This window comes from Streptomyces sp. SCUT-3 (genome assembly GCF_014083985.1).
In the GTDB taxonomy this organism is placed as follows: domain Bacteria; phylum Actinomycetota; class Actinomycetes; order Streptomycetales; family Streptomycetaceae; genus Streptomyces_H; species Streptomyces_H thermolineatus.
The window spans coordinates 546,244-572,244 of record NZ_CP046907.1; the positions used below are offsets into that span (position 1 = coordinate 546,244).

The window sequence follows — 26,001 nt, forward strand, 5'->3', positions numbered from 1 at the left end:
GACCGGGGACCGGGAGGCCACCGGCCGGACGGGCAGCCGGGACGGGGCAGCCGGACGGGACGGCCGGGCGGGTCAGTTGGCCGACCGGCCGGCCGCCTCCGGGTCGGGGACCAGCGCGTCGGCGAGGACGCCGTCCAGGCCGGTGATCTCCATGACGTTCATGAGCCGGTCGTCGATCCCGATCAGGCGCAGGCTCACCCCGGCCTTCCCGGTGAGCTGCCAGACGGAGACGATCGCGGACAGCCCGGAGGAGTCGCACAGGCCCACTCCGCCCATGTCGACCGTCAGGCTCCGGGGGGCCGGGCGGAGGCGCAGGACCTCCTCGGCGGCGTCGCGCAGTCCGCCGGCGGTCTCGTAGTCGCAGTCGCCCGTCAGGACGAGGACGACCGTGCCGGGCCGGGAGCGGTCGACGGTGATGTCCAGCGGTCTGTCGACTGCGCCGTTCACGCGGCTCCCTCCGCGTCCGTCCCGGCGGCGGCCACCACCGCGCGTCCGGCGCCGAGCAGGGCCAGGGCGCGGGGGAAGTCCCTCAGCTGCTGCGCCATCAGTTCCAGCCCGAGTGCCAGGGAGTGCGCGGGCACGCCCCGGGCGCCGAGGATCCGGACCGTCCATCCCAGGAAGTCGGTGAACAGCTGCGGGTCGCCGGTGTAGAGGGCGGCGACGAGGAAGTCGGCGACGTGCCCGATGTCCTCGCGGGTGTACTCCAGTTGCCGGGGGGAGTAGTCCCGCAGGGCGGGGAACCGCTCGCCGAGCCCGGCCACCGTGGCCCCGACCAGGTCCGCGCGGGCCTTGCTGACCAGGGTGTACTCCTGGTCCTCCAGGTGGGGCAGGGGCGCCAGGGGGTCGCCGGGGACGTGCGGGGTCAGCCGCAGGGGGCCGTGCCGCTCCAGCCGGTCGGCGGCCTCGGTGGCGGTGGCGGCCCAGGCGTCGGCGCCGAGCAGGTCCGCGTAGCGGCCGTCGGCCCCGAAGCCCGCGCCGCCGACCAGCACGGGCACGCCCGCGGCCTGGCAGGCGGTGATCGTGGCGTGGGCGGTCGGCAGGCGCACCGGCAGCGAGCACGACAGGGCGACGACCTCGGGGCCGGTGGCGTGCAGGTGGGCTATCAGGTGGGGGGTGGGCACGTGGGCGCCGAGGAAGTCCACCCGCCAGCCGCGCAGTTTCAGCGTCTCGGCCAGCAGCCGGGCGGGGAAGGCGTGCCACTCCCCGTCCACGCAGGTCACGGTGGCGCGGCCGCGGCGGGGCTCGGTCCGGGCGGCGGGGTGGCAGGCCAGCGCGCCGACCGCGCGGTCGCTGATCGCGGTGGCCGCGTGCTCGCGCGCGACCGTGAACCGTCCGGCGGCCCACTCCGCCCCGACCCTGGCCTGCGCCGGGGCGATCACCTCCAGCAGGACGGACTCGGGCGCCAGGCCGTCGTCGAGCGCACGGTGCACCACGTCGACGGCACGGTGCTCGTCCATGTCGGAGACGGCGGCGAAGAACTCCTCGTGCCGTTCCTCCGCCCCTGCCCCGCCGGGGCCCGCCACCGGCGGGCCGGCCGGTGACGGGCCGGCCGATGACGGGGCGGCCGGTGACGGGGCGGCCGGTGACGGGGCGGTCCGCGGGTGGTCGGTCAGCGACTGGTCGGTCACTCTCCTGCCTTTCGGTCGTGTGCCGGCGCCTGCGCCGGCCTGCGGCGCTCCTCGTCCGCGGTGCTGCGGGAACGGGCGCTCAACCCGTGTACCTGCCCCGTCCGGTGCCGTCCACCGCGGTCAGGTGGGATCCGCGGGGGGCACCGACGGCCAGCAGGGCGATGTCGTCGTGCTCGTTGCCGCCCAGCCACTGGGCGGTGAGCATCTCCACCCGCTCCACCACGGCGCGGACGGGCATCCGCGCGCACTCGGCCAGCGCGCCGCTCAGGCGCTGCGTGCCGAACATCTCGTTGCCGGAGGCCCCTCCCCGCGCCTCGGTGACGCCGTCGGAGAACAGCAGGCACGTCTCGCCCGGCTCCAGGACGGTCTCCCAGGTCGTGGAGGTGACGGAGGGGACCACCCCGATCAGCGTGCCGCGGGTCTCGGCCTCCTCGACGCGTCCGTCGCCGCGGAGGATCAGGGGAGCAGGGTGGCCGGCCGAGGTCAGGCGCAGCCCGACCCGGCCGTGGCCGAGCGGGGTGGCGTCGGCCAGGACCATGGTCGCGAACCGCGCGTCCGCGCCCTGCCGGCGCAGGAGGGTGTCGTTGAGCAGGCGCAGCAGCCGGTCGTGCCGCGACTCCACCTGGCGCAGCGCGGTCAGGGTGTTGCGGATCCTGCCGGTCAGCACGGCGGCCCCGGGGCCCTTTCCGCACACGTCGCCCAGGACGACGAAGGTGCCCTCCTCCCCCTCCCCGAAGGTGCAGGGGTGGACGTCGTAGAAGTCGCCTCCGATCCGCTCCACGGCCCGGGCCGGCCGGTAGGCGCCCTCCAGGTCCAGTCCCTCGACGGGGGCCAGGGGCGGGGGCAGCAGGTCGCGCTGGAGGATCTCCGTCGTGTCGTTCTTGTCCGCGTACAGGACGGCCGCGGAGATCGCGGCGCCGGCACGGGCGGCGAAGACCCTGGCGAAGACCTCCTCGTCCTCGGTGAACGCCGGCGAGCCGGCCCGGCGCAGCAGCACCAGTGCGCCGGCGGGCACGCCGTTGCCCGGCAGCGGGGTGACCACCAGCGAGCCGAGTTCGCCGAACCCGGGCGGCAGGAGCCATTGCGGGGCGAGCGCGGGGTCCACCCACCGGGAGGGGACGGGCGGGAAGCCGGCCAGCGCCTCGGCCAGCCCCGGCACCTCCTCGACGTCGGCGGCGGCGGGCAGGGACTTCTCCCGCGGTGCGTCTCCGGCCACGGCGCCGGTGAGGGTCATCCGGCGGCGGCCGGCCGGGGCGACCACCACGGCCGCGTCCGCGAGCTGCCCGGCGGCCAGTTCGGCCGTGGTCTGCAGGCACTTGGAGCGGTTCAGCGAGGCCAGCAGGCGGGCGGAGGCCAGGGCCAGGAAGCGGGTGCGTCCGCGCTCGTCCGCCAGCCGGCGGCAGGCCGTCCGCTCCTCGGTGACGTCGGCCAGCCGCCAGGCGGTCAGCCCGTCGGGCAGCGGGCTGCGGGTGGCAGTGACCTCCCTGTCGCCGGCCGGTCCCTCGGCCGTCGCGGCGCCCCGGGCGTGCGCCTCGGACAGCCATTGCGGAACGCCGGGGGAGGCGAGCCGCCGCGCGTCCCGGAGCCGGGGGACCAGTGTTTCCGCCGCACTGTTGCGGAACACCACGCCCCCTTCGGTGTCGCACACCACCAGGGCCGGGCCGTCCTCGACCAGCGCGCGCAGCACCGAGGCGCCGACCGCCGCACCGGGGACGTGGCGACCCGCGGCCTGCCCGGGGGGCGGTTCCGGAATTCTGTGGGGGGAAGTCACAATAAGGGCGGACGCGGCGCCGGGCCGGCGTCCGGTTTCCCTCACCCTCTCGGCATGTAGTTCGACCGTTGAAGTGTTGTCGTCCAACAACACTCTCTTGAGCGGTCGGCAAAAGCAAGCCGCCCCCGCCCGGGGCGGAAGGACGCCTTCCGGCCCTCCGGCCGGGCCGCGGCCGGCCCGTCGCCTCGACCCGGTCCGCCGCCCCGGCCCGTCGGGCCGCCCTGCCGGCCCGGCCCTTCAGCCCCCCTGCGGCGCGAGGACCGCCAGGGGATCGTCCAGCAGGGGCTGCCAGGCCAACTCGGCAGCCCCCACGAGGCTGTTGAAGTCCAGTGTGCACGGCAGCACCGGCACGCTCCCGCTGCGCCCCCACAGGCTGCGGTCGGCGACGACGGAGCGCAGGCGCTCGGGGTCGGCCTCCAGCAGGTCGCGGTGGAGGCCGCCGAGCAGGATGCGGTCGGGGTTGAGCACGTTCACCAGCCCCGCCAGTCCCAGGCCGAGGCGGTCGATCAGGAGGTCCGCGGCCCGCCGCACGTCCGGATCCGCGTACTTCCTGCGGAGCAGTTCGCGGGCCTGGGCCGGCAGGGAGAGTTCGGGGCCGGGCTCGCGTCCGGCCTCCCGCAGGAACGCCAGCGGGTCGACCTCGACGTCGAGGCAGCCGCGGCCACCGCAGTGGCAGGCGCGCCCCTGCGGGTTCACCGTCAGGTGGCCCACCTCCAGGGCCAGGCCCGAACTGCCGGTGTGCAGGCGGCCGTCGACAACCAGCGCGCCACCGACACCGCGGTGGCCGGTGGCGACCACCAGCAGGTGCGCAGCACCCCGCCCGCCGCCGTGGCGGTGCTCGGCCAGGGCAGCGAGGTTGATGTCGTTGCCGACCCAGCAGTCCACCGGGCCGACGGGCCCGGCGATGCCGTGTCGCCGCACCTGTTCGGTGAACCGCTCGCGCACCGGCACCCCGGCCGGCCAGGCCAGGTGCATGGGGTTGAGGGCGACGCCCTCCGGCTCGGCGACGGCCGAGGGGACCGCCAGTCCGGCCCCGACGCACACCCGCCCGGTCCGCTCCAGCAGCCGCGCGCCCGTCTCGACGACCTCGCCGAGGACCTGGGCCGGATCGGGGTCGACGATCACGCAGCCGGGGTCGGTGGCCACGATCCGCCCCCCCAGGCCGACCAGGGCGGCGCGGAAGCCGTCGCTGTGCACCTGGGCGGCGAGCACCACCGGGCCGTCGGGGTCCACCTCGAGCCGGTGCGAGGGACGGCCCTGCGCACCGGCGGCCACAGTGGGCCGGGTGTCGACCCGGATCAGGCCGAGCGCCTCCAGCTCCGCGGCGACCGCGCCCGCCGTGGCCCGGGTCACGCCGAGCTCGGCGGTCAGGACCGCACGGGTGGGCGCGCGCCCGGTGTGCACCAGTGCAAGTGCCGGGCCGAGCGCGCCGCGGCCCCTCTCCAGCCTTGTCCGAATCTGTGTCACGCTCCCATTCTCACTTTGTACCGCTGTGATACAAAACAGGCATCACCCCTCGGCGGCCACCGCGCCCGTCCGTCACCCCGGACGGCGGGCCCCCGTCACGGAGGCGAGCCACGGCCGGAGCACGGGCAGGACCCGGTCCGCCTGCATGGCCTGCGTGTGGTCGAGCCCGTCCAGCACCCTCACGTCCCAGCCGAGCGCCTCCAGTTCCGCGCGCCGGTTCACGACCGGTCCCGCCATGCTCACGTGCACACCGCCCCAGCGCTCCCCGTAGGGGATCTCGTCCGCCGAGCCCACGAAGCACAGGCGGGGGCAGCCGACCCGCGTCTGGGCCGCAAGGTCGTCGAACCCCCGCAACGCCCGGTACAGCGTGACGAACTGCCGGGTCTGCGGCTCCGTCGCCGTCGCCTCCACGGACGACCAGTCGAACTCCCCCGACGCGTCCGGCACGTCCTGCGCGTCCGGCACGTCCTGCGCGTCCGGCACGTCCGGCACAGGCGGCGCGTCCGGCGCCTCCCGCACGTCCCGCGCGGGCGGGGGCCCCTCGGGAGCGGAGGCCATCGCGTGGGCGGCCTCCGTGACGCGGAGCATCTCCGCGTACGGTCCGCCGAGCGGCGGGAAGCCGCCCATCACCAGTGCCGAGAGGCGGTCGGTGCGGATCGCGAGCTGGAGCCCGCCCAGCGCGAGCCACGAGTACCCGTAGTACGCGAACCGGTCGGCGCCCGCGGCGTCGGCCACGGCGAGCAGGTCGGCGGCGACGTTGGCGGGGGTCAGGGTGTCCGGCTTGGGCTTCTCCATGACGTGGCCCTCGTAGTCGAACGCGATCACCCGGAAGACGTCGCGGAGGCCGTCGACGAGGGAGCGGCCCAGCTCGGGGTCCGCGCCCCACCTCCGCATTTCTTCGGCCCGCGGCCCTTCGGCCGGCCGCGGGTCCACGGGGAGCAGGAGCGCAGGGCCGTCACCGTGGACCTCCACCTCGACGGTGCTCCCGTCGTGCAGTTCCACCCGGGGCATCGAAGACCTCCTCGTCCCGGCCTGCCGGAGCAGGCAATTCCTTACGGCGTAAAATGATGACCGGAGCGACAATAACGTACGGCGTAAGGAGTTGTCGTGGACGTCTTCGCCGGGCAGGGTGACGCGGCACGCACCATGGCCCTGCTGTGGGACGCGCCGCAGCGGCCCGGAACGGGGCGCAGGACCCCCGGGCCCCGGCCCGGGCTGAGCGCGGACGCGATCGTGGAGGCGGCCGTCGCGGTGGCCGACGCGGGCACCGGGACGGGACTGTCCATGCGCGCGGTGGCCGAACGGCTCGGGTGCTCCGCCATGGCCCTGTACACGTACGTGCCCGGCAAGGACGAACTGCTCGACCTGATGTACGACCGGGTCCACGCCGAACTGCCCGCCGGGCACGAGCCCGGCGCGGGGTGGCGCGCCGCGGCGGCGTCGTGGGCCGGGGAGCTGCGGGCCCTCTACCTGCGGCACCCGTGGGTGCTGCGGGTGTCCCGCGCGCGGCCCGTGCTCGGCCCCCACGAGCAGACCGTCCTGGAGACGCTGCTGGGCATCCTCGACGGGGCCGGGCTGCCGGCGGGGACACGGCAGGGGGTCGTGGGCCTGCTCTTCGACTTCGTCCGCGGGAGCGCGCAGACGGTCGCGGACGCACGGAACGCCGCGGCGGCGACCGGCACCTCCGACCAGGAGTGGTGGTCCGCCCGGTCGGCCGTCCTGCGGGAGGTCGCCCCCGACTTCGCCGAACGCTTCCCCCTGTCGGTGCGCCTGGGGCAGGAGACCGCGGCGGCGCGGAAAGAGGCGGCTGCACGGGGAGAGGCAGCCCCGCGGGGGGAGGCGCCCCCGCGGAAGGGCGACGCCGCGCCGTACCTGGAGCAGGAGGCCGACGCGGCCTTCGCGGCCGGCCTCGCCGTCGTTCTGGACGGGATCGGGGCGTCCGCCGCGTCACTCCCCCGCAGTCCCGGCACGCCCGACGGGTGAGCCCCCTCGCGCCCCCGCGCCTTCCCGGCCGGGCCGGGCGGCCCCCGCCGGGCAAGCACCCCCGCCGGGCGGGCGGCCCGCCCGGCGGGGGCCAGGAACCCCTGCGGACGTCAGTCCAGGCCGCGGGCGGCGCGGAAGCGGGCGAGGGCGTGGTCGAGGTCGACGACCGGGTCCGGGTAGTCCAGCCCGCGGCGCACGGCCGCGTCCAGCGTCCAGGGCCGGTGCACGGCCGGCCCCGGCACGCCGGCCAGTTCGGGGATCCAGCGGCGCACGTAGGCGCCGTCGGGGTCGAGGCGCCGGGCCTGGGCGAGGGGGTTGAGGACCCGGTTGGGGCGGGTGTCGGTGCCGGTGCCGGCCACCCACTGCCAGTTCATCTGGTTGTTGGCGAGGTCGCCGTCGACCAGCAGGTCCAGGAAGTGCCGGGCGCCGGTGCGCCAGTCGGCGTAGAGGGTCTTGGTGAGGAAGCTCGCGGCGAGCAGCCGGGCGCGGTTGTGCATCCAGCCCTCGTGGGCGAGCTGGCGCATCGCGGCGTCGACGACCGGGTAGCCGGTGCGTCCGGCCCGCCACGCCTCGATCTCCTGCGGGTCCGTGCGCCACCGGTCGCCGCGGGGGCGGTAGTCGTGGTGGGCGGCCCGCGGGCGGGCGGCGAGCACCTGGTGGTGGAAGTCGCGCCAGGCGAGCTGCCGAACGAAGGCGTCGGCCCCCTCCCCGCCGCGTCCGCGGGCCCGCACGACGGTCTCGGTGGCGGACAGGCAGCCGAAGTGCAGGTACGGGGAGAGCCGGGAGGTGGCGTCGCGGGACAGGTCGTCGTGGCCCTGCGCGTAGTCGTCCAGGGGCCCGTCGAGCCAGGCCGCCAGCCGCTCGCGCCCCCGGCTCTCCCCGCCCGCCGGCAGGGCGGGCGAGGGCCGCCCGGGGGCGAGCGAGGCGGCGGAGGGGATCGGCAGCGAGCCGACCGAAGGGGGCACCGCGAGGGCGCGGGGCGGGTCGAGCGGGGTGCGCAGGGCGCAGTCGGCCCACCGGTTGAAGTACGGGGTGAAGACCGCGAAGTGGTCCTTGCCCGCCGGGGTGACGGCGCCGGGCGCGACGGCCGTCACCACCGTGTCGTGGACGTGCAGTTCGCGGCCTGCGGCGCCCAGTGCGCGGCGCAGGCGCTCCTCGCGGGTGCGGGCGTGGCCGCTGACGTCCGCGGCCAGGTGCACCTCGGCCGCACCGGCCTCCTCGGCGACACGGCGCACCTGCTCGGTGAGGTCCCCGCTGCGCAGGACGAGCCGCCCGCCGCGCCGCCGCAGGCCCGCGTCGAGGTCGTGCAGGCAGTCGACGAGGAAGGCCGCGCGGTTGGGCACGAGGAACCCGGCGTCGCGGACCGCGTCGTCGAGCACGAACAGCGGGACGACCTCCCCGCCCGCCCTGAGGGCGGCGTGCAGCACGGGGTTGTCGTGCAGGCGCAGGTCGGCGGTGAACAGGGCTACGGCGGTGGGCATGGCCCCATCCCTACGCGAGGCACCGCCGCCGGGGCGCGCGACACGCGGGACGGGCGCCGTCCGCGGGGAGGGCGGCCGCCGGACGGGAGGGCGGCCGCCGGACGGGAAAGCGGCCGTCAGACGGGAGGGCGGCCGGGGGGAGCGGACTCGCCGCCGTCGGTGCGCATGTCGGTGAGCTCGTCGACGAGCGCGCCCAGGAAGCGGGCGACCGTGCGCAGTTCGTCCTCGTCGAACCGGGAGCAGACGTTACCGGTGCGCTGCGCCAGGGGGCGGAAGAACTCGGCCGCCACCGGGAGGGCCCGTTCGGCGAAGTGCAGGTGGACCACGCGCCGGTCGGCGACGTCCCGGCTGCGCCTGATGTGGCCGACCCGCTCCAGGCGGTCCACCACGGCGGTGACCGCCCCGGACGTGAGGTTGAGCCTGCGGCTCAGGGCTCCGGGGGTGAGCGGTTCGTGGCCGGGGCCCTCGCCGTCGAGGATGGCGGCGAGGGCCTGGGCGTCGGTGGGGTGCAGGCCCTGGCGGCGGGCGAACTCGTGCGTGACGTGGTTGAGCTCCCCGTTGAGCCGGCGCAGCAGGAAGGCGAAGGCCTGCAGGTCGGTCCGGGGCTCCGGCTGGGCTTCGCTTGATTCGCTCACCCGCACACGATATTAAATCTTGATGATTGAGATAGTCGATCGCTGAACAGAAGAAGGCCCATGACCAGTACGCAACGCCGCAGCCGATGGCTGCTGCCCGTCCTCCTCCTCGTCGTCTGGCTCGGGGTGGGGGGCGCCTTCGGCCCCTACGCCGGCAAGCTCGGCGAGGTCTCCACCAACGACAGCGCCGCGTTCCTGCCGCAGAGCGCGGAGTCCACGAAGGTCAACGAGCTGCGCACCGGCTTCGAGACCTCCCGCACCGTGCCCGCGATCGTGGTGTGGGTCTCCGAGGAGGGGCGGGTCACCGACGAGCAGCGTGCGGCGGCGGCCCGCGCCCTGGAGAAGGCCGCGCAGGTCGACGGCGCGACCGGCAAGGCGTCCCCGCCCGTGCCCTCGGAGGACGGCCGCGCCCTGCAGGGCGTGGTCCCGCTCGCCGACGATCTCGGGGACGGGCTGGAGCCGGCCCTGGAGGGGATCCGCGCCGCGGCAGACGAGGTCCCCGGCACCACCGCCGACCTGGGCGGGCCCGCCGCCACCCAGGCCGACCTGTCCTCGGCCTTCGCCGGGATCGACGGGATCCTGCTCGGCGTCGCCCTGGCCGTGGTCCTGGTGATCCTGCTCGCGGTCTACCGGAGCGTGCTGCTGCCCTTCGCGGTGATCCTCGGCTCGGTCTTCGCCCTCGCCCTGGCCTGCGCGATCGTGTACTTCCTGGCCGACCGCGACGTGCTGCGGGTCGACGGCCAGGTGCAGGGCATCCTGTTCATCCTGGTGATCGGCGCCGCCACCGACTACGCCCTGCTGCTGGTCGCCCGCTACCGCGAGGAACTGGTGGCGCAGAGCGACCGGTTCGCCGCCATGGGCCGCGCGCTCCGCCAGTCGGCCGGCGCGATCACCGCGAGCGCCGCGACCGTCGCGCTGGGCCTGCTGACCCTGCTGCTGAGCGACCTGACCAACAACCGCGCGCTGGGCCCGGTGGGCGCGATCGGCATCGTCTGCGCGGTCGTCTCCGCCCTGACCTTCCTGCCCGCCGTGCTGCTGCTCCTGGGCCGGGCCGCCTACTGGCCGGCCAAGCCGCAGACGGACGACGGAGGCGGACGGGGCGGGGCGCTGTGGGGCCGCGTGGCGCAGACCGTGCAGCGCAGGCCGCGCCGCATCTGGACCGTCTCGGCGTTGCTTCTCGCGGTACTGGCCGCCTTCTCCCCGACGCTCTCCTCCAAGGGCGTCCCGCTGGACGAGATCTTCATCAACGACGCGCCCTCGGTGGCCGCGCAGCAGAAGCTGGCCGAGCACTTCCCCGGCGGCTCCGGCAACCCGGCCGTGATCATCGCGGACGCCGGGTCGGCGGAAGCGGTCGTGCGGGCCGCGGAGTCCGTCGACGGCGTCGACTCCGCGTCCCCTGTGACGGAGTCCGGCGCACCGGTCGGCGAACCGAAGGTCGTGGACGGCAGGGTCGCCGTCAACGCCGTCCTGGAGGACCCGGCCGACAGCGACGGGGCCAAGCAGACCGTGGTCGACCTGCGCGAGGCGGTGCACGCCGTGGACGGGGCGGACGCGCTCGTCGGCGGCTACACCGCCCAGCAGTACGACACCCAGGTCACCACCGCCCGCGACCGCGCGGTGGTCATCCCCGTGGTCCTGGTGGTGATCCTGGCGATCCTGGTCCTGCTGCTGCGCTCCCTGGTGGCACCGCTGCTGCTGGTGGCCACGGTGGCGCTCAACTTCGCGGCCACCCTGGGCGTCTCCGCGCTGGTCTTCGAGCACCTGCTCGGCCTCAGCGGCACGGACTCCTCGGTGCCGCTGTACGGGTTCGTCTTCCTCGTCGCCCTCGGGGTGGACTACAACATCTTCCTGATGACCCGGGTGCGCGAGGAGTCCCAGGTGCTCGGCACCCGCAAGGGCGTGCTCAAGGGCCTGGTGGCCACCGGCGGCGTGATCACCTCCGCGGGCGTGGTGCTGGCCGCGACCTTCGCCGCACTGGCGGTGATCCCGCTGGCCTTCATGCTGCAGATCGCCTTCATCGTGGCGTTCGGCGTGCTGATGGACACCCTGCTGGTGCGCTCCCTGCTGGTGCCCGCACTGATCCTGGACATCGGCCCGAAGGTCTGGTGGCCCGGCCGCCTCGCCCGGCAGGACCCCGGAGACGCGTCCGGCACCGGGGATGCGTCCGGCGCAGGGGGCGCGTCCGGTGCCGGGGGCGCGTCCGGTGCCGGGGGCGCCGAGGGAGTGGCTGCTTCCCCCCGCCCCTGACCGGGAGGGCCGGGCCTGTGGGTGCCGGCCCTCCCCCTGTCGGAAAAGCGCGCCCGCCGGGCGTTCGCGATTCTCGGCAGGGGGTAGTCGGGGGGGGTGCGTCAGAGGCTCCCGCCCGTCCGGTGGGGCCGCAGTGAACGGCGGGGAGGATCTTGCATGCGCGGTACCGACAACCCGTACCGGAAAGCGGCGACGGGCCGCGGGCTGCTGCTCTCGGTGGTCTCCGGCCTGGTGGCCGCAGGACTGGTCTTCCTCAGCGTCGCCTCACCGCTCCTCGTCCGGGACCTGTCCGGGGCTGCCCGCGAGGCGTTGCTGACCACCGCCCAGAGCGCGGCAGTGGTGGCATTCCTGGCCAGGCTGGCCCTGGGCGCCCTGCGCCCGGTCGTGGCAGCGAGGTGGTCCGGCGCCCGCTCCGGCCGCAGGCCCGCCGGCGGGCCCGGCCGGGCCCGCCCCCGGACCACCGGCTGAGCCGCAGGAACTGAGCCGCAGAACAGGGAAGACGCGCGCCGGCCCCCTCCCGGACTTGGGTTCAAGGGGTCGTCGCAACACCACTTGGTTTCAGGTGGTGAGTAGATCACGTAGACGCTCGGCTGGGGTATCCCAGCCGAGCGTCTTGCGTGGGCGGCCGTTGAGTTCCTGGGCGACGTGTTCGAGGTCTTCGGGACTGTGGACGCTCAGGTCGGTGCCCTTGGGGAAGTACTGGCGCAGGAGTCCGTTGGTGTTCTCGTTCGAGCCGCGTTGCCAGGGCGAGGCCGGGTCGCAGAAGTAGACGGGCATGCCGGTGGCCATGCTGAACTGCTGGTGGCGTGCCATCTCGCTGCCCTGGTCCCAGGTGAGGGAGCCGCGCAGGTGGGCGGGCAGGGTCTGGACCGTGGTGACGAGGCCGTCGCGGACGGTCTCGGCGTCGTGGACGCCGCCCGGCAGGTGGACCAGCATGGTGTACCGGGTGCTGCGCTCGACCAGGGTGGCGATCGCGGAGCGGCCGCCCGCGCCGATGATCAGGTCGCCTTCCCAGTGCCCGGGCACGGCCCGGTCCTCGACGTCGGCGGGACGGTCGCTGATCATCACCATGGGGTCGGTGAACCGAGGGGTGCGCCGCTGGGGGTCCCGGCGTGGTTTGCGGCGGGTGCGGCCGGAACGGACGGCGGCCTGGACCTCCCGCTTCAGGCCGCCGCGGGCCTGGAAGTACAGCGCCTGGTAGATCGTTTCCACGCTCACCCGCATGCTCTCGTCGTCGGGATGCTCCTTGCGTAGAGCGTGGCAGACCTGCTCCGGTGACCACCGCCGGCGCAGTCCGTCCCGGACGAAGCGGCGCAGCCGTCCCGCGCGCAGCAGCTTGCGCTCCTTGGGCCGGGGCCTGCGTGCGGCGGCCGCGCGGTGGGCGGCGTAGGGCCGGTAGCCCTCGGTGCCGGAGTTCGCGTCGATCTCCCGCTTGACGGTGCTCGCCGGCCGTCCCAAGGCCCGTCCGATCGCCCGCAGCGACTGCCCCGCCGCACGCAGATCACGGATCTTCTCGCGCTCGGCGAGCGTCAGGAATCGCGGGTGAAGCTGCTTCTCCAGGGCGGTCAGGCCCACCGGTGGCATGGTCACACCGCACATCGTGACGGTCCCGGCCGCGTAGTCGACACGGCGCCCGTCCGGATAGATGCGCGAAGAGCGGGTCTTCTTGACGCCCCAGTCCCAGTCCTTGGCCGTGCGCTCGTTCACACCGACCTGCCGGGCCGCAACCCGGCGTGCGACACCGGCGGCCCGAAGCCGCTCGTACTCGTCCCGCCGGGGATGCCGGCGCGGCCGGCGCTCCGAACGCCGCCCGGCCTTCCGGGCCCAGCCGAAGGCAGTGTTCCGGTTCACCCCCAGCTCCCGGGCCACCACAGTCACGTTCCCCACGACGTCCAGCCGCGCAAGGAAACGCTCCCGCAGCCCGGAAAAATCATCACGCTCAACGCCCACGGTCCCCGCAACTCCCACAGATCGCGGGTGTTGCGAGGACCGTTAGAACCCAAGGGAAAGGGCGGGGGCCGACGCGCGTCCGCACGCCCAGCCCTCCGGTACGCCTCCGTCCCGCCTCCTCACACCCTCGCCCGTCTTCGCTCGCCCACGCCTGTCCGCACCAGTGCCCATGCCCGCCCGCATCCACCCACGCCGTCCGCACCAGCCTGCGCCCGCCTGCTGTCCGGCCCTTCTCGCCCCTCCCTTCCCCTGTCGGCGCGCCCACGGCTACGGAGGCCCCGGGCTCTTCCGCCGTGGCCGATCGATCGGGCAGTCGACTTCCTCGGTGGGGCAGTTCGCTTTCGTCGCCGGGTGCGGGCCGTCGTCGCGGCCTCCGGCCGCAAAGAAGGGCCGGCTGCGAGGGGGAGGGGTGCGGGCGGGGCTTGTTCGCTGGGTGGCTGCTGGTCCTTGGTGGAGGTCACCGCGCCGGGAACGCTGCGCGCCCCCGGGTGGGCGGTCGGCGCCGTCTCGTCACTGTGCGGGCCGTTCCCGATGCCCGTCACTACTCGACTGGTGCTTCGCACCCGTGGCGGGCCCGACCGGTCAAGCGGCGGTCCGATGGGGCGGCCCGGCGAGGCAACCCGACTCAGTGGGGCGGGCGATGGCCCAGTGGGGTGAGGCGGCGGCCCGGTGGGGCTCCTTCCGCTCGCACAGAACCGGCGGCGCGGGAGGCGGGCGAAATGACGCAGGGCTGTGGCCTCCCGGTCCGCGGGATTGCGGCCTCCCCGTCTGTTGGGTGGGCCTCCCGCCCGGGTTGGCCTTCCTGTCTGCGGGCTGCAAACCCCCCGCCCGGGATGGGCTTTCCTGCCTTCGGGGCTGTGGCCTCCCACCCATAGGGGCGGAGAAGGGTGAGCTCGGCGGTTGGGCCATTGGGGTGGTCCGATTACGGTTTGCCGCCACACTTTTGACAGGCCTCCCCCATGTGGCCCAATTTCTTGCTCCATGTGAGGGACGAAAGCAGCCCGTATCGGGGCAGCCGCGAAAAGTGCGGGGCCAAACCGTAGAAACGGCGGAGAAGTGCGGTGGCAAACCGTCGACTACCGCGCCGAGCCTGCCCTCGTAGCCCTCTACCGGGCCCGAGCAAGCCCCTTGCTCCCCCAAGGGCGGGGCAGAGGCCGTTCGGGGGATCATCTCGGCACCACGAAGCCCCGCATCACCTCCCGCATGTGCTGTCGGCCGGGGCGCCATATGCCGCCGGCGGGGCCGAGTGAGGACAGTCTTCGCCGGCCGTGCGCGGGAACGGTGACCGAACTGCCGCTTCCACACGCGGCTTGCGTCCCGCCCCGCCTTCCCGGGGGTGAACCAACCCCACTGGGCCGGGCCGCCCGACCGGGCTGCCGCCTCACCTCACCGGGCCGTCGCTTGACCGGTCGGGCCCGCCACGGGTGCGAAGCACCAGTCGAGTAGTGACGGGCATCGGGAACGGCCCGCACAGTGACGAGACGGCGCCGACCGCCCACCCGGGGGCGCGCAGCGTTCCCGGCGCGGTGACCGCCACCGAGGACCAGCAGCCACCCGGCGAACAAGCCCCGCCCGCACCCCTCCCCCTCGCAGCCGGCCCTTCTTTGCGGCCGGAGGCCGCGACGACGGCCCGCACCCGGCGACGAAAGCGAACTGCCCCACCGAACCGACCCCGGCCGTGACCCGCACCACCGAACCACCAGCCACCGGGCCACCGAACCACCGGCCACCGGCCGCCCCGCACCACCCGCGGTCCACACCGCACCACCAGCCACCCGCCGAGCACCGTCGGCCACCTGCCGTCGGCCACCTGCCGTCGACCACCCGTCGGGGAGCCACCCGCCGGGGAGCCGGCCGCCTACTCGTCGTCGTCGCGCAGGCCGATGGCGTGGGCGAGGCCGGTGGCGTTGCTGTCGAAGAAGGCGTCGCGGGCTTCGACAACCTTGGTGAAGTGGCCGAAGACCTCGAAGGAGATCAGCCCGAACAGCTGCGCCCAGGTGGCGACGAGGCGGGCGACCACCGGGCGGGGCAGCTCGGGGCACATCTCCTCGGCCAGGCGGTCTGCGTCCCGCAGCACCTCCGGCTGCGGTTCGGCTGCCCGCGGGTCGAACCTGAGGGCGCCTGCGGCGTGCGCCTCGCGGACCACGCCGATCAGGACCGCTGCCACCCGGGAGGCCGGTTCGACCGTTGCCTGCGGGGCCCTGTACCCGGGCACGGGCGAGCCGTACAGGAGGGCGTACTCGTGCGGGTGCGCCAGGGCCCAGGCGCGTGCGGCGCGGCAGACCTCGACCCAGTGCCGGACGGGCGGCGCGTCGTCCGCCCGGGCGGACGCCTTCTCCGCCTCCTCGCCCAACGCGTCGTAGGCGTCGACGATCAGGGCCGTCAGCAGGTCGTCGCGACTGGGGAAGTAGCGGTACAGCGCCGAGGAGACCATTCCGAGTTCGCGGGCGACGGCCCGCAGGGACAGGCGGTCGGCGCCCTCCGCCGCGAGCCGGCGGCGGGCCTCGTCCTTGATGGCGCGGGTCACTTCGGCCCGCGCCCGTTCCCTGGCTTCCCGTACGGCGTTCATGGGGCCAGTGTGCCACCCGATGAGATCACCGACCAAGAACAAGAGCACTGCTCTTGCCCCAGTGGCCGCGCAGTGGAACACTGCTCATCAATGAGAGCACTGCTCTCGATAATTCGGATTCAGACCTACCGGAGGTACCCGTGACGGCCTCACACGCGTCCCACTACCGCAGGCCCGGGCTCCCCACCCTGCTGCTCAACCGGATCGTCCGGTGGGTCAACGGGCGAGGCATCGGCCTGGCCGGTTCCAAGACCCTGGCCGTGCGCGGGCGCACCAGCGGCGAGTGGCGCACCACCCCGGTCAACCCGCTGGAGTTCGACGGCCGGCGCTACCTGGTCTCGCCGCGCGGCCACTCCCAGTGGGTGCGCAACATGCGCGCGGCCGGCGGCGGTGAACTGCGCCTGGGTCGCAAGGCGGAGGCGTTCACCGCCGTCGAGGTGCCGGACGCGGACAAGCCGGAACTGCTGCGCGCATACCTGCGGCGCTGGCAGTGGGAGGTGGGGGCGTTCTTCGACGGGGTGGGGCCGGACTCCCCGGACGAGGAGCTGCTGCGGATCGCCTCCTCCCACCCCGTCTTCCGGATCACCCCTTCCCGCTGAACTCCACCGTGACGTCGGTGAACCCCAGGGAGGTCAGCAGCCCCACGAGCATGCTGCGGGTGTTGCTCTCCGCCCGCTTCCTCAGGTCGCTCTCCTCGGCGGCCGCGCCGATCTTCTGCGCCGCCAGTTGGTTCATCTCCTGGTGGTCCCCCGGGTTGGCGGAGAAGAAGTCCTCGACCCGGTCGAACAGCCCGCGGTTCTGCGCCACCACGTAACTGCGCTCGGGATCCAGCGAGGGGCGCTCCAACTGGGCTCTCGGCAGTACGATCTCGGCCGAGGTACGGTCCTCGTCGACCGTCACCGCGTCCTTGCCCACCCGGCCGAGGTCCACGTAGGCGCCGACACTGCCGGCCCCCACGTACAGGGTGCGCTTGCCGCGCACGGCGTCCGGCAGGAACCGCGCGTCCTTCTCCAGGTCCACCACCACCTGGAAGTTCCCGGAGGCCGCCTCGTAGCGGCTCATGTCCTGGATCGACTTCAGGACCGCCGGACCGCTGCGGTCCCGGGTCTTCTCCGAGAACGGGTCGGGGAGTCCCGGCAGCAGGCCGGCCCTGGCGACCAGGAGCAGCACCGCCACCGCCAGGAGCACCACCAGCACGCTCCGGCCCCGTCTCCGGGGGCCGCGCGACCCCCGGCCCCGCTCACTCCCCCGCGCCTCGCCCGCCTTGCCCGTCTCGTCCGCCTCGTGCGTCCCGCGTGCCGTCGACATTCGCGGGCACCTCCCCTCGTCCCGTTCGGGGGCCGTCCCCGCAAGGGTTTCTGCCCGGCGTTCCCCCGTTCATGAGGGGAACGCCGGGCGCACGCGCGGAAGCACGCGGAGGGGGCGGGCAAGGACGCGGGCGGGCCCGGCCGGATCGAAGCGGCCGGGCCCGACAGTCAGCGGCCAGTAGCAGACAACCACCGACCGGCGGCCACTGACCGGCGGCCGCCGGCCGGGGGTCAACGGTCCATCAGTTCCAGGGCCTTGCGGGCCGCGGGGTGGCGGCGGACCGACTCGGCCAGGGAGGTGGTGCCGCGGGTGATGCCGGCGAAGACGTTCCAGGCGGGCGGGAAGGTGGTGAGGATCGCGTGCAGCAGTCCCGGCCGCTTGGCGAACACGTTCAGCATGGAGCGGCCCACTCCCATCTCCGCGCCCAGGCCGGACTTGACCGCGAAGGCGTAGTTGAGCGCCTGCCGGCGGGCCTCGACCGCGTCCTGCGCCTCGGCGACCCGCACCGCCCACTCCCCCGCCAGGCGGCCCGAGCGCAGCGCGTAGGAGATGCCCTCGCGGGTCCACGGCTCCAGCAGGCCCGCCGCGTCGCCGGCCACCAGTACCCGGCCGCGCGAGAGCGGGGAGTCGGCGGTCCGGCACTTCGTCAGGTGGCCGGAGGAGACGCGGGGTTCGAAGCCTGCCAGGCCGAGCCGGGCGATGAAGTCGCCGAGGTAGCGCTTGGTGGCCTCGCCCTGCCCGCGTGCGGCGATGACGCCGACGGTCAGTACGTCGCCCTTGGGGAAGACCCAGCCGTAGGAGCCGGGCAGCGGGCCCCAGTCGATGAGGACGCGTCCCGCCCAGTCCTCGGCGACCTCCGGCGGCACCGGGATCTCCGATTCCAGGCCCAGGTCGACCTGGCCGAACTCGACCCCGACGTGCGTGCCGATGCGGCTGGCGCTGCCGTCCGCGCCGACCACGGCGCGGGCCAGGACGGTTTCGCCGTCGGCGGTGGTGACCGCCACGGTGCGGCGGTCGGGCACCGAGGGGCCGTGCTGCTCGACGCGGGTGACGGTCACTCCCTCGCGCAGCTGCGCCCCGGCCTTGACCGCGGCGTCGACCAGGGCGGCGTCGAACTCGGGGCGGTTGACCAGCCCGAAGAGCATCTTCTTCGACCGTCTGGTCCGGCCGAGGCGTCCGTCGAGGGTGAAGGTGACCGCGTGCACACGGTCCTTCAGCGGCAGGGCGAAGCCGGGGGGCAGACAGTCCCTGGAGGGTCCGATGATTCCGCCGCCGCAGGTCTTGTAGCGGGGCAGTTCGGCCTTCTCCAGCAGCAGCACCCGGCTCCCGGCGCTCGCGGCGGCGTGGGCGGCCGAGGCCCCTGCGGGCCCGGCGCCGACCACGACGACGTCCCAGACCGGCCGGTCCGCCGCGTTGTCGTCGCTGTCCTGGCTCACGTGCTCACTGCTCACGGCTGGCGTTCCTTCGCGTCGGTCCTGGTTCGGGCCCCTATCCTGCCGCGCCTCCAACGCTCCGCAATCCCTGGGGGTTCCTCCCCGCCCGTACGATGGCCGGCGCGGGCCCGCGCGACGAGGCCGGGTCCCACGAGCCCGAAGGAGAGCTTCGTTGACCCGTCCCACCCCTCCCACGCCCGCCGAAGCCGTCCGCGCCCTGATGCCGCGCGCCAGGGAGGAGCTGGCCGAACTGGTGTCCCACCGTTCGGTGGCCGACCCCCGGCAGTTCCCTCCGGAGGAGTGCGACAAGGCGGCCCGGTGGATCGCCGACGCGCTGGAGGCCGAGGGGTTCTCCGACGTGGCCCTGCTGGACACCCCCGACGGCACCCGGTCCGTCTACGGGCACCTGCCGGCGCCCGAGGGCGCCCCGACCGTTCTGCTGTACGCGCACTACGACGTGCAGCCGCCGCTGGACGAGGCGGCCTGGACCAGCCCGCCGTTCGAGCTGACCGAGCGGGACGGCCGCTGGTACGGGCGCGGCGCCGCCGACTGCAAGGGCGGGGTCATCATGCACCTGACCGCCCTGCGGGCACTGCGGGCGCTCGGCGGGATACCGGTGGGGGTCAAAGTGCTCGTCGAGGGTTCGGAGGAGCAGGGCACCGGCGGTCTGGAGCGGTACGTCGAGGAGCACCCGCAGGTGGCCGCGGCGGACGCGATCGTGATCGGTGACACCGGCAACTTCCGGCTCGGCCGGCCGACCGTGACGGCCACGCTGCGCGGCATGACCATGGTCGAGGTCTCGGTGGCCACGCTGGAGAGCAACCTGCACTCCGGCAGTTTCGGGGGCGCCGCCCCGGACGCGCTCGCCGCCCTGATCCGCATGCTGGACTCGCTGCGCGACGAGGACGGCGCCACGACCGTCGAGGGCCTCGACCGGGGCAGGGCGTGGGAGGGCCTGGAGTACCCCGAGGCCGACTTCCGCGCCGACGCGGGGGTGCTCGACGGCGTCGGGCTGGTCGGACGCGGCCCGGTGGCCGACCGGGTGTGGGCACGGCCGGCGGTGACCGTGCTGGGCATCGACTGCCCGCCGGTCGTGGGCGCGACGCCCTCGGTGCAGGCCGCGGCCCGGGCGCTGGTGAGCCTGCGGGTGGCCCCGGGCACGGACGCCGGGGCCGCGGAGCGGGCGCTGGTCGCCCACCTGGAGTCGGCCGCCCCGTGGGGGGCGCGGGTGGAGGTCAAGCCGGTGGGCCGCGGGCAGCCGTTCCGCGCGGACACCGCGAGCCCCGCGTACGAGGCGATGGGGCGGGCCGTGCGGGAGGCGTTCGGCCGGGAGATGGAGGTGGCCGGCCAGGGCGGTTCGATCCCCCTGTGCAACACGCTGGCGGCCGCCTGCCCGGAGGCGGAGATCCTGCTGATAGGCCTGTCGGAGCCGTCCGCGCGCATTCACGCGGTCGACGAGAGCGTCTCGCCGGAGGAGCTGGAGCGGCTCTCCCTCGCCGAGGCCCTGTTCCTGCAGGAGTACGCGCGCACCGGCGGGGCCGGGAACGGCGCCTGACTCCTCCGTGCCGCACGGGCCCGTGCCCCCGGGAGGCGCGGGCCCGTGCGGCACGGCTCGCCGCCCCCCGTGCGCGGCCCGGTCAGGAGCGGGCGATCGTCTCGTGGTGGCGGATGACCTCGGCGATGATGAAGTTCAGCAGCTTCTCGGCGAAGCCGGGGTCGAGCTTGGCGTTCTCCGCCAGTTCCCGCAGCCGGGCGATCTGGCGGGCCTCGCGGGCGGGGTCGGCCGGCGGGAGGCGGTGCTCGGCCTTGAGCCGGCCCACCTGCTGGGTGCACTTGAACCGCTCGGCCAGCATGTGGACGACCGCCGCGTCGATGTTGTCGATGCTGTCGCGGAGCCGGCCGAGTTCGGCCTGCACCTCCGCGTCGATGTCCGGGGTCTCCACGGTCCGGTTCGTCATCGGGGTCTCCGGTCACTGGGTCACGGGCGCCTGCGGCGACACCGTAACAGCAGGAAGGGGCATGCGGGACGAACCGCCCGCCTGGTGGACAGCGGGGCCGCCGCCGGCCCGTCCCCCGGGCGCGCCGCCGCCGCCCTCCGTCGGTCTCCCCGTGCCCGCCCCCCGGGGGGCGGGCGGGTAAGCAAAAGCCGCTTGAGTGAACGAAGTTGACCAGACGTCACTGACGGGCCGCTTCCGGGCGGAGGGGTGTGCAGCAGGGCCCGGGGCTGGGAGGATCCGGTTACCGGCCGGTTGGTTCCGGCCCCGTCCCCCTCCGGGGCCGCGGCCGCCGGCCGGCCGCCGGACGGGCACGGGGACGGACAGATGGGGAGACCGAAGACGATGACGACCACCGCACGCGTACCCGGCCCGGCGGGCCTGCCCCTGCTCGGCTCGATGTTCGACCTGCAGCGGGACTCGCTGGGCACCTACCTGCGCGGCCGGGCCGAGCACGGCGACGTCGTGCGCTTCACCGCCGGGCCCCCAGGGCTCCGCGCCGAGTTCTACGGGATCTTCTCCGCCAAGGGGGCGCAGCAGGTCCTGGCCGGCGACTCCGCCGTGTTCCGCAAGGACAACCAGTTCTACCAGGAGATCCGCGAGTCCTTCGGCAACGGCCTGCTCACCAGCCAGGACGAGGACTACCTGCGGCAGCGGCGGCTGGTCCAGCCCCTGTTCACCCGCCGCCGCGTCGACGGCTACGCCGACGCCCTGTACACCGAGGCCGCGGCAGTCGCCGAGGAGTGGCGCGCCGCCCCCGGCTCGACCGTCGACATGGTCGAGGAGATGACCCGCTTCACCCTGCGGGCCGTGTCCCGGATCCTGTTCGGCACGGACATCGACGCCGCGGTGGACGTGGTGCGCCGCAGCTTCCCCGTCATCGGCGAGTACGCCCTGCAGCGCGGCCTGGCCCCCTTCCGCCTGCCCCGCACCTGGCCCACGCCCTCCAACCGCGCGGCCGAGGTGGCGCAGGCCGAGCTGTACGCGGTGTGCGACCGTGTCGTCTCCGAGCGCCTGGCCGCCGGCACCGAGGACCGCGACGACCTGCTGAGCCTGCTGTCCCGGGCGAGGAGCGAGGAGGACGGCAGCCTCGACGCCGACGAGATCCGCGACCAGGTGCTGATCTTCCTGCTGGCGGGCCACGAGACCACCGCCACCTCGCTGACCTTCGCCCTGCACCTGCTGGGCCACCACCCTCAGGAGCAGCGGCGGGCCCACGAGGAGGTCGACCGGGTGCTCGGCGGCCGCCCGCCCGCCGCCTCCGACGTGGACTCCCTCCCCTACCTGACCATGGTGCTGAAGGAGGCCATGCGGCTGTACCCGCCGGCCCCGGTGATCGGCCGGCGGCCGGTCCGGGACGTCGAGGTCTGCGGCCACCTCGTCCCGGCCGGCGCCAACGTCTTCGTCGCCCCGTGGGTGACCCACCGCCACCCGGCCTACTGGGAGGAACCGGAGCGCTTCGACCCCGAGCGCTTCACCCCCGAGCGCGAGTCGGCCCGTCCGCGCTACGCGTGGTTCCCCTTCGGCGGGGGCCCGCGCGCCTGCATCGGCCAGCACTTCTCGATGCTGGAGTCGGTGCTGGCCCTGGCGACGTTCCTGCGGGAGTACGAGCTGGAGTCCCTGGACACCGACGTGCCGCTGAAGCCGGGCATCACCCTCGTCGCCGACGGGCCGGCCAGGGTCCGCCTCACGCCGCGCCGGTGACCGCCCGGGCGGTCCGGCGCGGGCGGACGTCGGGTCGGGCGGACGTCGGGTCGGCGAGGGGCGCGGCCGGGAGGTGCGGCCGCGGGAGGTGCCGCCGGGGGTGCCGCCGGGGGTCAGGGCCTGCTCGGGAGGGCCTGTTCGCCGCCCACCGGGACGCCCGCCTCGAGGTTGTGGGTGATTCCGCGCTCGCGGGCGCGCAGGGCCCAGCGCAGCCGGCGGTAACGCACCGGCGGCAGCAGGTGCTCGGCCTCGTCCTCGGTGGCGAAGCGCCAGGCGCGCAGCTCCGAGCCGGGAAGCGTCAGCCGCGAGACCTGGTCGGGGCCGAGACGGCCCCCGTCGAACAGCAGGCGCAGGCCGCCGTGGGCGGGCGGCGCGGGCGGCTCCCAGTCGACGACGAGCAACCGGGGTGCGGCGGGCAGGTCCAGGCCCAGTTCCTCGGCCACCTCGCGCACGCCCGCGCGGGCCGGCGCCTCCCCGCGCTCGACGACACCGCCGGGGAATTCCCAGCCGGGCTTGTAGGTGGGGTCGACGAGCAGGACGCGGTCCCGGTCGTCGAAGAGGAGCACGCCCGAGGCCAGTGTCTCGGCCGTGGGCTCGGGGGTCTGCACGATGTCGCAGGCACCCTCGCCCCGTTCCACGGCCTGCGCGACCCGCTCGGCGGCCTGCCGCGGCGTCAGCCCGCCGGTGTGGACGACGTGGGCGTCCTGCGCGAGCCAGGACAGGGCCCGGCGGTAGGCGGGGAGGTCGTCGGCGCCCGGCAGGCGCCCGAGGGCGGAGGACCCGGGCGCGGGGGGCCCGGGGGCGTCCGCGGAGGCGTCCCGCTCCGCCGCCCGCTCCCGCAGGATCGTTTCCTCTGCGTGCAGCAGGACGTGCAGGACCGGTATGCGACGGGCGGCCAGCGCGCCGAACATCTCGTCCCGGTGGTCCTGGCGCAGCAGGGCCATGGGCACTATCAGCGGACCGCCGACCTCGTTCAGCAGCGCTGCCGCGGTGTCCACGACCAGGCGCCGCCAGATCGGCAGCTCCCGGTAGTCGCCCACCCCGTCGAGCCGCTTGCGCGGCAGCAGCCGGTCCAGCCCGGAGGCGACCAGCCCCGGGTCGAAGAACACGCTGCCGGGTATCAGGTCGAGCAGTTCGCCGGCGACGCTGGTCTTCCCCGCACCGGACGCGCCGTTCACCCAGACGATCACAGTTGCTCCTCCTCGGCCGACCCGTAGAAGTTGCCCGTGCCGCGGGGAGGCCCAAACGCGCCGCTCTCCTTCCCGCCGGTTCCCCCCGGTCGAGGCCGGTTCCCGCGGCCCACCCGCCCCCGGCCGGTCGCCCCGGCCCGTGGCGCCCGGCCCGGACGGGACGGACCCGGGTGACCGCCGGCACAGGCGCGCCGGAGCGATTCGACGCCTCCTCCGGGCGTGCCGCGCCGTGCCCGGGTAGGTACGACGCAACCGCGAACGAGAGGGGAACCGCACCGTGCCGCTTGTCGACATGCCGCTGGAGCAGCTGCGCACCTACCGGCCGGAGATCGCCGAACCGGCGGACTTCGACGCCTTCTGGAAGGGGACCCTGGGCGCCGCGCGGGCCGCGGGCGGGGAGGCGGCACGGTACCGGCGGGTGGCGGACTCCCTCCTGACCTCGGCAGACGTCTTCGACGTGCGCTTCCCCGGATGGGGCGGGCAGCCGGTCGCCGGCTGGCTGCTGCTGCCGCGCGGCGCCTCCGCCCCCCTGCCGGCCGTGGTGCAGTACATCGGCTACTCCGGCGGTCGCGGCCTGTGCACCGACAACCTCCTGTACAGCTCGGCCGGCTACGCCCACCTGGTGGTCGACAGCCGCGGCCAGGGCCACGACACCCCGGACCCCGACCCGATGCCCGGCCCCCAGTGGGCCGGCGGGTTCATGACCCGGGGCATCCAGGACCCCGAGCACTACTACTACCGCCGCCTGATGACCGACTGCGTGCGCGCGGTGGACGCCGTGCGCGAGCACCCCGCGGTCGACCCCGACCGGGTCGTGGTCTCCGGCCACAGCCAGGGCGGCGGCCTGGCCCTGGCCGTCGCCGGGCTGGCCGGCGACGCGGTGGCCGCAACCCTGGTGGACGTCCCCTTCCTGTGCCACTTCCGGCGCGGTGCGCAGTGCGCCACCGCGGGCCCCTACCCGGAGCTGGTGGAGTACCTGGGCATCCACACCCGCCACGACCCGGAGGCCGCCTTCCGCACCCTGGACTACTTCGACGGGGTGCACTTCGCGGCCCGCGCCGCCGCCCCCGCCCTGTTCAGCGTCGGGATGATGGACCCGGTCTGCCCCCCGTCGACGGTGTTCGCCGCCTACAACAACTACGCGGCCGAGAAGGACGTGCGGGTGTGGCACTTCGGCGACCACGCCGGCGGGCACGGCTCCATGGCCGGTGAGCAGCTGCGGTGGCTGCGCGGGCACGGCCTGGGCGCCTGAACGGCGGGCCGCGGGCGGCCGGGGGCGGGCGGCGGGTGGCCGGCTGCGGGCTACGGTGCCGCCGCGATGCGGACCTCGCCGGCCGGGGCTCCGCCGCGGGCGGCGAAGGCGGCCAGGCGCTCCCCCTCCTCGACGACGGCCTCCCGCTCCCGCCCCGTCAGCGGGCCGAAGGGGGTGACGAGCACGTCGGTGGCCGTCCGGCTGCGCTCGACGCGCCACTTCCCCCGGACGAACCCGTCGACGAGCACCGCCCCGGGAATGACCGCGTTCCTGGTGAACATCCCCCTGCGCTCGTGCGTGCCGATGACCCGGCTGCGGTCCGCGTGCGAGAGCAGCAGGTTGTCGAACTCGGCGACGAACCGCACCGGGGCCGGGGTGTCGGGGTCCGGGAGCGGGGCCCCGGGGAGGTCGAACAGCTCGGTGCCGTCCTCGTCCCGGAAGGTGCGCAGCCGCGGGCGCAGCCGGTCGACGACCTCGCGCAGTCCGGTCAGGCCCGACCAGGTGCGCATGTCCCGTACGCTCGCCGGGCCGAACGCGGCCAGGTAGCGCAGCAGCACGCCGTCCGGTGCCGGGTCGCCCGTCGGCCCGACGCCGGTCCAGTCCTCGGCGGTGGCATAGACCTGACGCCCGCCCTCGCCCCACACCGCGCGCGGGGGGAGCTGGACCAGGGGGAGCAGCACCCGCAGCGCCTCCGCGAGCGGCGCCGGGTCCCGGTCGGGCCACCGCGCGCCCAGTTCCTCGCGCAGCTGCCCGGGGGTGCGGGGGCCGTCCGCCAGCAGTTCGCGGCCCGCGGCGGCGAGTTCGGCCGGGTCCAGGCCCTCGGTGCGCCGGGCGTACGGGCTGCTGCGGAAGGCCCTGTCCAGCACGCTCTGCACCACCGGCCGCAGGGCCGCGCAGTCGCGGGCGGTGACCAGGTGGACGGTGGCGCGCATCAGCACGATGCGCACGGCCCGTCCCTGTTCGAGCAGCTGCACCAGCTCGTCCTGGTGGAAGTCCTCCAGCCGGGACCACAGCCCGTAGTAGGGCGGGTAGGGGGCCTGCGCCTGCAGTCCGACCAGGTGCTCCAGCACCGCATCGGCGGTCGTGGCACGACGTTCCAGCAGCAGTTGCCGGGCCAGCAGCGCGCGGTTGAGCGCCCTGCGGCCGAGGACGGGAGCGGCGGGCACGGCGGCGCGGGGGCGGGAGGGGGCGCGGGAGGTCTTCGTCTCCATGCGGGCACGCTACGACCGGTCGCGGTCGGATCGCGTCCTCGATGCGGCCGCCCGACGCGGGGGCGTGAGCCGTGGGGCGCGGGGCTCGGGTCGCCCGGCGCCCGACGCGGGGCGCGGCCGGGAACGGCGTGCTGCGGAACGGGGCCGGGCGGTGGAACGCCCCGGCCCCCGCACGCGG

Annotated in this window: 21 protein-coding genes; 7 read left to right on the forward strand and 14 right to left on the reverse strand. The window is 75.1% G+C overall.

Features of this window, described 5'->3' with window-relative positions; translation table 11 throughout:
* Positions 1–72 precede the first annotated feature (72 nt).
* The 5 genes from GQS52_RS02435 to GQS52_RS02455 form a co-directional block, all read right to left on the reverse strand.
* On the reverse strand, positions 73–447 hold the full coding sequence (locus GQS52_RS02435) for an STAS domain-containing protein (protein WP_182311447.1): 375 nt from the start codon (positions 445–447) through the stop codon (positions 73–75).
* Entirely contained in the window at positions 444–1,523 is a 1,080-nt protein-coding gene (locus GQS52_RS02440) for a cobalamin B12-binding domain-containing protein (protein WP_259371021.1), read from the reverse strand. The genes GQS52_RS02435 and GQS52_RS02440 overlap by 4 nt, the downstream gene beginning before the upstream one ends.
* A gap of 184 nt (positions 1,524–1,707) precedes the next feature.
* Positions 1,708–3,399 (reverse strand): PP2C family protein-serine/threonine phosphatase, encoded by a 1,692-nt coding sequence (locus GQS52_RS02445; protein ID WP_259370523.1) that lies wholly within the window; start codon positions 3,397–3,399, stop codon positions 1,708–1,710.
* A gap of 237 nt (positions 3,400–3,636) precedes the next feature.
* Complete coding sequence (locus tag GQS52_RS02450) at positions 3,637–4,866, reverse strand: ROK family protein (protein WP_182311448.1); 1,230 nt, start codon at positions 4,864–4,866, stop codon at positions 3,637–3,639.
* 72 nt (positions 4,867–4,938) lie between these two features.
* Positions 4,939–5,877 (reverse strand): alpha/beta hydrolase, encoded by a 939-nt coding sequence (locus GQS52_RS02455; protein WP_182311449.1) that lies wholly within the window; start codon positions 5,875–5,877, stop codon positions 4,939–4,941.
* Between the two features lie 96 nt (positions 5,878–5,973).
* On the opposite strand from GQS52_RS02455, the gene GQS52_RS02460 reads away from it, so the two are divergent.
* A complete protein-coding gene (locus GQS52_RS02460) occupies positions 5,974–6,849 on the forward strand; it encodes a TetR/AcrR family transcriptional regulator (protein ID WP_182311450.1) in 876 nt (291 codons plus the stop codon).
* A gap of 110 nt (positions 6,850–6,959) precedes the next feature.
* Here the strand turns inward: GQS52_RS02460 and GQS52_RS02465 are convergent, their stop codons facing one another.
* Both GQS52_RS02465 and GQS52_RS02470 read right to left on the reverse strand, forming a co-directional pair.
* The gene (locus GQS52_RS02465) at positions 6,960–8,330 is read right to left on the reverse strand and encodes a deoxyribodipyrimidine photo-lyase (RefSeq protein ID WP_182311451.1); all 1,371 of its coding nucleotides are present in this window, start codon (positions 8,328–8,330) and stop codon (positions 6,960–6,962) included.
* Between the two features lie 116 nt (positions 8,331–8,446).
* The gene (locus tag GQS52_RS02470) at positions 8,447–8,965 is read right to left on the reverse strand and encodes a MarR family transcriptional regulator (RefSeq protein WP_259370524.1); all 519 of its coding nucleotides are present in this window, start codon (positions 8,963–8,965) and stop codon (positions 8,447–8,449) included.
* A 60-nt stretch (positions 8,966–9,025) separates the two neighbouring features.
* On the opposite strand from GQS52_RS02470, the gene GQS52_RS02475 reads away from it, so the two are divergent.
* Both GQS52_RS02475 and GQS52_RS02480 read left to right on the forward strand, forming a co-directional pair.
* Positions 9,026–11,212, forward strand: coding sequence for an MMPL family transporter (locus tag GQS52_RS02475; protein WP_182311452.1), 2,187 nt, complete (start codon positions 9,026–9,028; stop codon positions 11,210–11,212).
* Between the two features lie 156 nt (positions 11,213–11,368).
* On the forward strand, positions 11,369–11,680 hold the full coding sequence (locus tag GQS52_RS02480; RefSeq protein WP_182311453.1) for a DUF6332 family protein: 312 nt from the start codon (positions 11,369–11,371) through the stop codon (positions 11,678–11,680).
* 90 nt (positions 11,681–11,770) lie between these two features.
* On the opposite strand, the gene GQS52_RS02485 is transcribed toward GQS52_RS02480, so the two are convergent.
* The gene (locus GQS52_RS02485) at positions 11,771–12,811 is read right to left on the reverse strand and encodes an IS30 family transposase (RefSeq protein WP_259371022.1); all 1,041 of its coding nucleotides are present in this window, start codon (positions 12,809–12,811) and stop codon (positions 11,771–11,773) included.
* Between the two features lie 2,209 nt (positions 12,812–15,020).
* Positions 15,021–15,731, reverse strand: a complete 711-nt coding sequence (locus GQS52_RS02490) for a TetR/AcrR family transcriptional regulator (RefSeq protein WP_182311454.1) — start codon at positions 15,729–15,731, stop codon at positions 15,021–15,023.
* Between the two features lie 140 nt (positions 15,732–15,871).
* On the opposite strand from GQS52_RS02490, the gene GQS52_RS02495 reads away from it, so the two are divergent.
* Positions 15,872–16,330 (forward strand): nitroreductase family deazaflavin-dependent oxidoreductase, encoded by a 459-nt coding sequence (locus GQS52_RS02495; RefSeq protein ID WP_182311455.1) that lies wholly within the window; start codon positions 15,872–15,874, stop codon positions 16,328–16,330.
* Here GQS52_RS02495 and GQS52_RS02500 read toward each other — a convergent pair.
* A complete protein-coding gene (locus GQS52_RS02500; RefSeq protein ID WP_182311456.1) occupies positions 16,314–17,039 on the reverse strand; it encodes a DUF4230 domain-containing protein in 726 nt (241 codons plus the stop codon). The two genes, GQS52_RS02495 and GQS52_RS02500, sit on opposite strands and share 17 nt — an antisense overlap.
* A gap of 230 nt (positions 17,040–17,269) precedes the next feature.
* On the reverse strand, positions 17,270–18,490 hold the full coding sequence (locus tag GQS52_RS02505; protein WP_182311457.1) for a geranylgeranyl reductase family protein: 1,221 nt from the start codon (positions 18,488–18,490) through the stop codon (positions 17,270–17,272).
* A gap of 154 nt (positions 18,491–18,644) precedes the next feature.
* Here GQS52_RS02505 and GQS52_RS02510 point away from each other — a divergent pair, with 154 nt between their 5' ends.
* Entirely contained in the window at positions 18,645–20,027 is a 1,383-nt protein-coding gene (locus GQS52_RS02510; RefSeq protein WP_269119012.1) for a dipeptidase, read from the forward strand.
* Between the two features lie 82 nt (positions 20,028–20,109).
* Here GQS52_RS02510 and GQS52_RS02515 read toward each other — a convergent pair whose 3' ends face one another.
* The gene (locus GQS52_RS02515; RefSeq protein ID WP_182311458.1) at positions 20,110–20,430 is read right to left on the reverse strand and encodes a chorismate mutase; all 321 of its coding nucleotides are present in this window, start codon (positions 20,428–20,430) and stop codon (positions 20,110–20,112) included.
* A 381-nt stretch (positions 20,431–20,811) separates the two neighbouring features.
* Between GQS52_RS02515 and GQS52_RS02520 the strand changes: the two genes are divergently transcribed.
* A complete protein-coding gene (locus GQS52_RS02520) occupies positions 20,812–22,170 on the forward strand; it encodes a cytochrome P450 (RefSeq protein ID WP_182311459.1) in 1,359 nt (452 codons plus the stop codon).
* 113 nt (positions 22,171–22,283) lie between these two features.
* Here the strand turns inward: GQS52_RS02520 and GQS52_RS02525 are convergent, their stop codons facing one another.
* Positions 22,284–23,360 (reverse strand): NUDIX hydrolase, encoded by a 1,077-nt coding sequence (locus tag GQS52_RS02525; protein ID WP_182311460.1) that lies wholly within the window; start codon positions 23,358–23,360, stop codon positions 22,284–22,286.
* 277 nt (positions 23,361–23,637) lie between these two features.
* Between GQS52_RS02525 and GQS52_RS02530 the strand changes: the two genes are divergently transcribed.
* Positions 23,638–24,612 carry an acetylxylan esterase gene (locus tag GQS52_RS02530; RefSeq protein WP_182311461.1) on the forward strand — a complete coding sequence of 325 codons (975 nt, stop codon included), beginning with the start codon at positions 23,638–23,640 and terminating at the stop codon, positions 24,610–24,612.
* 50 nt (positions 24,613–24,662) lie between these two features.
* Here GQS52_RS02530 and GQS52_RS02535 read toward each other — a convergent pair whose 3' ends face one another.
* Complete coding sequence (locus GQS52_RS02535) at positions 24,663–25,823, reverse strand: winged helix DNA-binding domain-containing protein (protein ID WP_182311462.1); 1,161 nt, start codon at positions 25,821–25,823, stop codon at positions 24,663–24,665.
* Positions 25,824–26,001 lie beyond the last annotated feature (178 nt).

Excerpts from the sequence above, each read along its gene's own strand:
- GQS52_RS02455 (WP_182311449.1), bottom strand. The coding sequence starts at position 5,877 with ATGCCCCGGGTGGAACTGCACGACGGGAGCACCGTCGAGGTGGAGGTC.
- GQS52_RS02515 (WP_182311458.1), bottom strand. The coding sequence starts at position 20,430 with ATGACGAACCGGACCGTGGAGACCCCGGACATCGACGCGGAGGTGCAG.
- GQS52_RS02480 (WP_182311453.1), top strand. The coding sequence starts at position 11,369 with ATGCGCGGTACCGACAACCCGTACCGGAAAGCGGCGACGGGCCGCGGG.
- GQS52_RS02490 (WP_182311454.1), bottom strand. The coding sequence starts at position 15,731 with ATGAACGCCGTACGGGAAGCCAGGGAACGGGCGCGGGCCGAAGTGACC.
- GQS52_RS02520 (WP_182311459.1), top strand. The coding sequence starts at position 20,812 with ATGACGACCACCGCACGCGTACCCGGCCCGGCGGGCCTGCCCCTGCTC.
- GQS52_RS02535 (WP_182311462.1), bottom strand. The coding sequence starts at position 25,823 with ATGGAGACGAAGACCTCCCGCGCCCCCTCCCGCCCCCGCGCCGCCGTG.
- GQS52_RS02465 (WP_182311451.1), bottom strand. The coding sequence starts at position 8,330 with ATGCCCACCGCCGTAGCCCTGTTCACCGCCGACCTGCGCCTGCACGAC.
- GQS52_RS02485 (WP_259371022.1), bottom strand. The coding sequence starts at position 12,811 with ATGTGCGGTGTGACCATGCCACCGGTGGGCCTGACCGCCCTGGAGAAG.
- GQS52_RS02475 (WP_182311452.1), top strand. The coding sequence starts at position 9,026 with ATGACCAGTACGCAACGCCGCAGCCGATGGCTGCTGCCCGTCCTCCTC.
- GQS52_RS02500 (WP_182311456.1), bottom strand. The coding sequence starts at position 17,039 with ATGTCGACGGCACGCGGGACGCACGAGGCGGACGAGACGGGCAAGGCG.